The organism is Oleiphilus sp. HI0132 (genome assembly GCF_001635845.1).
Genome location: NZ_LWGJ01001463.1, coordinates 1 through 4,832, shown reverse-complemented (window position 1 = coordinate 4,832; position 4,832 = coordinate 1). Strand labels below are relative to the sequence as shown.

The following is a 4,832-nucleotide window of genomic DNA, read 5'->3' as shown; positions in this document are numbered from 1 at the left end:
AGCAGTTTAGTAACAGCCTTCATTATCATTTTTGCGATTTTTTATATCATTCGTATTTTCAATACCTTGGTAGCTTTAAAAAATCGCTATCAAAACTCTTTCTCTCAAATTGAAGTTCAGCTTAAGCGTCGTTATGACTTGATTCCTAATCTAGTCGAGACGGCTAAGGCTTATCTAACACATGAGCGTGAAACGCTGGAAGCGGTTATATCGGCTCGTAATCAAGCTCTGGCAGGCCTTAAAGCAGCATCCGCTAATCCTTCTAGTGCGGGAGCGTTGCAGGAACTTGCTAAAAGTGAAGGTTTATTACAAAGTGCTTTAGGAAGTCTAAATGTGGCTGTAGAGGCTTATCCGGAACTGAAGGCTAGTGATAACATGAGCCAGCTTTCTGAAGAGCTGACTAGCACCGAGAATCGTGTGTCCTTTGCGCGTCAGTCCTTTAATGATTCAGTTACTGAATATAATCAATATCGTCAAAGCTTCCCTCAAAACCTTTTTGCTACCAGCTTTAGTCACAGAGAAGACGCGACGCTTCTAGAGTTTGAAGACTCGGCACAAATTCAATCGGCTCCCAAAGTTTCATTCTAGACAATGAACTTCTATAAAGCGCAAGATGATGCCAGGAAACAAACCTTATGGTTGTTGGCATTGTTTACCATTGCTGTCGTCTTATTGGTTTTGCTTACAAACCTCTGTGTCGCGTTTTTCGTTTTATACAGTAACCCAGAGTATGCACTGGATGGAGTGAATCCGATTGCTGATGCAGGCGGGAACATTTTTCAGTGGTGCGAAAACCTGATCACCGCACTAGGTTGGAAAAAATTTACCTGGACGACGCTTCTCGTCGTAGGCGTCTTGGCGATGGCTATGCTGTTCAAATGGCTCTCTTTGCGAGACGGAGGAAGGGTTGTCGCTGAAGCTTTGGGCGGTCGACCTGTTCTGACAAACTCAAGCCAGGCTCAGGAAAAGCGCTTACTAAATGTTGTCGAGGAGATTGCTTTGGCCGCGGGTATCCCAGTGCCACAAGTTTATTTGCTTGAAAAAGAACCAGGTATTAATGCCTTTGCCGCCGGTTTGTCGGTTGAGGATGCCGTTATTGGCGTCACACAAGGTTGTTTGGATACTTTTAACCGAGATCAGCTGCAGGGAGTTATTGCTCACGAATTTAGCCATGTTCTTAATGGCGATATGCGCCTGAACATGAAGTTACTGGTTGTCTTGCATGGCATTCTAATGATTAGTGAAAGTGGTCATATGGTGATGCGTATGACGAGTCAACGAGGGCGTCGCTATCGTAGCTATGGTCATGGCCGAAATAATGGCGGCGTGGTTGCGGGCCTGTTTGCATTTGGTTTGTGCCTATGGCTACTTGGCTCGATTGGCCAGTTATTTGGCATGATCATAAAGTCTGCTGTAAGCCGTCAGAGAGAGTTTTTGGCCGACGCCTCTGCAGTGCAGTTTACCCGAAACCCCAATGGTATTGGTGAGGCCTTGAGTTTGATTGGTGGTGCCACTGCCCAGTCACAAGTTGTGCATCATGGCGCTCATGAAGTGAGCCACTTGTTCTTTTCTCGCATCGGATCTCCTAGGCGCTACTTCACCCAGTTTTTTGCTACGCACCCGCCATTAGAAGAACGGATTCGCAGAGTTATGCCACGGTGGAGCGGCCGTTTTATGAAGCCTTCTTCACTAGAGCGGGAAGCAAGTGTTTTATCCGGTAGTGGTGAAACTGTATCGTCTTTTGCTGGGAGTGAGCAAGTAGTAGAACCAACAATAGGCGAGCAAAAAGCTGAATCTGCAAAACCTGTAGAGCATAAACCGATAGAGTTTGAGCCGGCATTTAGTCAGGATGGTGTTTTCAAGTCAGCTTATGATTTGCTTGTTGGTAAAGCTCACGAACCCAGTGAAGCGCCTGCCTTAATGTGTGCAGTCTTGCTTGATGAACAGGAAGCTGTCGTCAAAAAACAGCTTAAGGTCGTTAGTTCAAGCCAAAAAGGTTCACCTCAAAAGATTGGTGGTGATCTTGCAGATTCAGTTGCTGACATGATCAAGCCTTTAGCTGAGCTAAACTCCGAGCAGCGCTTGGAGATTGTTGAACTAAGCATACCCGCATTAAAGCTGATGTCTTTAGTGCAATATCGTCATTATCGTTCTTTGTTTCTGGAACTAATTCATGCTGATGGAAAAATTGATGTTTTTGAGTGGCTGATTTTCCAGCTCCTTAAGCAGCATTGTGATCGATATTTTGGCTTGTCGCGTCCAGAAAAACCAAAATATAAAGACATTAAGAAAATTGCTTCTCTTTACCAAGTTGTGCTGTCCCGTATTGTCTATTATGGCTTGGAACGTGAGCAAGCAACTTATCAGCAAGCCTTCAAAGAAGGTTGTGAGGCTGCAAGCGTTGCCGGGATTACCTTGCTACCAATAAGTGACTGCCAATCAGCAAGGTTTACTCGAGCAGTGCATGACTTGGGCTTGGCCTACCCATTGTTAAAACCACGGTTATTGAAAGGTTTGCTCGCGGCTGCCAAATCCGATGCAGTTGTCACGGCAAAGCAGAGTTACTTGATAAAAGGTGTTGCCGCCGTGATGGATTGCCCCTTTGGTGGTGTAGAGAGTTAGTCACAAGCACCTATTATAGAGCTTGGGTGGCTCGCAATACTGCGTGACCTGAACTATAAATAATCAAGGCCTTCTAAAAGTTTCACCTGCTAGAGAGTCTTGATGTACGCAAAGAATAAAAATAACAAAACTCACTGTTCAACATGTGAGGTTCGTCGTGCCTGAAGGTGAGGCTAATATTCTGATTGGTAATGAGGTGTCTGAGCCGGTAGCCAAGAGCTTCGGAAAATCTCTTAGCTTCAAGCTGACTTTCTGGTTTTTAGTTCTGGCAATCGTGCCAATGATCTTGATCGCCTCTATGAGCTATTATCAAGCTTATTCAAGCTTGCGACAAGCAGCTGTTGATGAGTTGGTTCAGGCCGCTGACCTTAATGAGCGCTTCATTCGAAGCTGGTTCAACTATCGTTTTACCGATGTCACCTTACAGGCAGGAGTGCCGACCCACAAAGACCTACTGATTTCACTTCGAGAGGGTTACGAGCACAGCAATACTGATTTATTCACTTATGTGCACAGCTCAGACTGGCAGGCACGGGTAAAAGGCCAGGAAGACAGTATTGTTGCGATAGGCGCTGCTTATCCCTATGTTTACGATATATTCTTAATCGATAATCAAGGCAATATTCTGTATACCATTGAGCATGAAGATGACTTTGGTACCAATCTTTTCGACGGGCGCTATGCCCAGACAAAGTTTTCGTGGCTTGTGCAGTAAACACTCAAACAGAAGAAAACGCTTTTTTCAGATATCGAACGCTATGCGCCATCTAAGGGGCGCCCAGATGGTTTTATTGCGGCACCGATCTTTTCGGGTGACGGCGCAGTTATCGGTTCTTTTGCTATTCAAATTAGATTAGAGCAATTGATAAACCTGCTGTCACGAGATTTGGCGAAAATTAATGCTTCACATTATCTAGTCGGTGCCGACGGCTTGCTTAGAACCAGTATCGATGATCAGTCAGAGATTCTGGAGCGAACTATCGCAACTGAACAATTCGAAAAGTGGCGAAAGGAGCATGCAGTAGGTGCTGAAGAAGGCGTTGTATCAAAAGCTTATAGGTGTAAAAAAACTTCAGAATTCCAAACTCATGACTTGGAGCATGACTATGAAGAGGCTTACGAATATGTGGGGCCGAATGGTGAAGAGGTAATTGGTATTCATCACTCGGTACGCATATTTAATATTGAGTGGAGTTTGATCAGCGAGGTAGATAAGAAAGAAGCTTTGGCTTCGGCGTATTGGCTAAAACAGATAGTAACGGTATTTGTCATACTGACCGGGCTGCTTAGTATTGTCTTGGCTTTGTGGCAGGCACGACGAGTTTCTAGGCCCATTACAAAGCTTGCAGAAGCAACAATGGCTGTTGCGGCAGGAGAGATGGATCAGCGAGTCGAGATTGATAGCAATGATGAAATAGGACGCTTGGCTGAAGCGTTCAATCATATGCTGGTAATGAGGCAAATGCATGAAAAGGCTTTAGAGGCGAGTGATCAAGAATCTAAGTATGCATTGGCAGCATTAGAGCAGAAGACTAAAGAGCTTATCGTTGCCCGGGATGAGGCCGAGTCTGCTGTTAGAGCCAAAAGCGAGTTTTTAGCCAGCATGAGCCATGAAATACGTACACCAATGAATGGTGTCTTAGGTATGTTGGGGCTGCTAATTAATAGTGAGCTTAATAAAGAGCAGCATCATCAAGTGACCTTAGCTCGATCGAGTGCTCATTCTTTGCTCGCTGTGATCAATGATATTCTGGACTTTTCCAAGATCGAAGCCGGCAAGTTGGATATTGAAGTTCTAGAGTTTAACTTGCGCTCAATGATTGGCGAATTTTCTGAAGCCATCGGTCATCGCCCTTGTGAAGACGATGTTGAATTGATTATTGACGTTGTTGATGTTGAACATAGCCTGGTAAAAGGGGACCCTGGAAGAATTAGGCAAATTCTATCAAACCTGGTGGGTAATGCGATTAAATTCACTCACGAAGGCGAGATCTATGTGAAAGTGTCGCTAACTCCTGAGCTCTCTGCAGATGGTCGAGACCTCCTTCGCCTAAATTGTTCAGTATCCGATACCGGTATAGGTATTCCAAAAGATAAAATAGCGGAGTTGTTCGACTCATTCACTCAAGTCGATGCCTCAACGACCAGAAGGTATGGTGGCAGTGGTCTAGGGCTGGCGATTGTTAAGCAGTTATGCGAAATGATGGGAG

Annotated in this window: 4 protein-coding genes; all 4 read left to right on the top strand. The window is 45.0% G+C overall.

What is annotated here, in order from left to right:
- Nucleotides 1-21 precede the first annotated feature (21 nt).
- Entirely contained in the window at nucleotides 22-588 is a 567-nt protein-coding gene (locus tag A3766_RS22610) for a LemA family protein (protein WP_156509054.1), read from the top strand.
- Between the two features lie 3 nt (nucleotides 589-591).
- Nucleotides 592-2,622 carry a M48 family metallopeptidase gene (locus A3766_RS22605; protein WP_068643005.1) on the top strand — a complete coding sequence of 677 codons (2,031 nt, stop codon included), beginning with the start codon at nucleotides 592-594 and terminating at the stop codon, nucleotides 2,620-2,622.
- A 157-nt stretch (nucleotides 2,623-2,779) separates the two neighbouring features.
- Nucleotides 2,780-3,337, top strand: coding sequence for a hypothetical protein (locus A3766_RS22600; protein ID WP_068513115.1), 558 nt, complete (start codon nucleotides 2,780-2,782; stop codon nucleotides 3,335-3,337).
- Between the two features lie 147 nt (nucleotides 3,338-3,484).
- A partial coding sequence (locus A3766_RS31420; RefSeq protein ID WP_197479687.1) for an ATP-binding protein occupies nucleotides 3,485-4,832 on the top strand: 1,348 nt, incomplete at its 3' end.

Coding starts and splice junctions, on each gene's coding strand:
- A3766_RS22605 (WP_068643005.1), top strand. CDS start 592: ATGAACTTCTATAAAGCGCAAGATGATGCCAGGAAACAAACCTTATGG.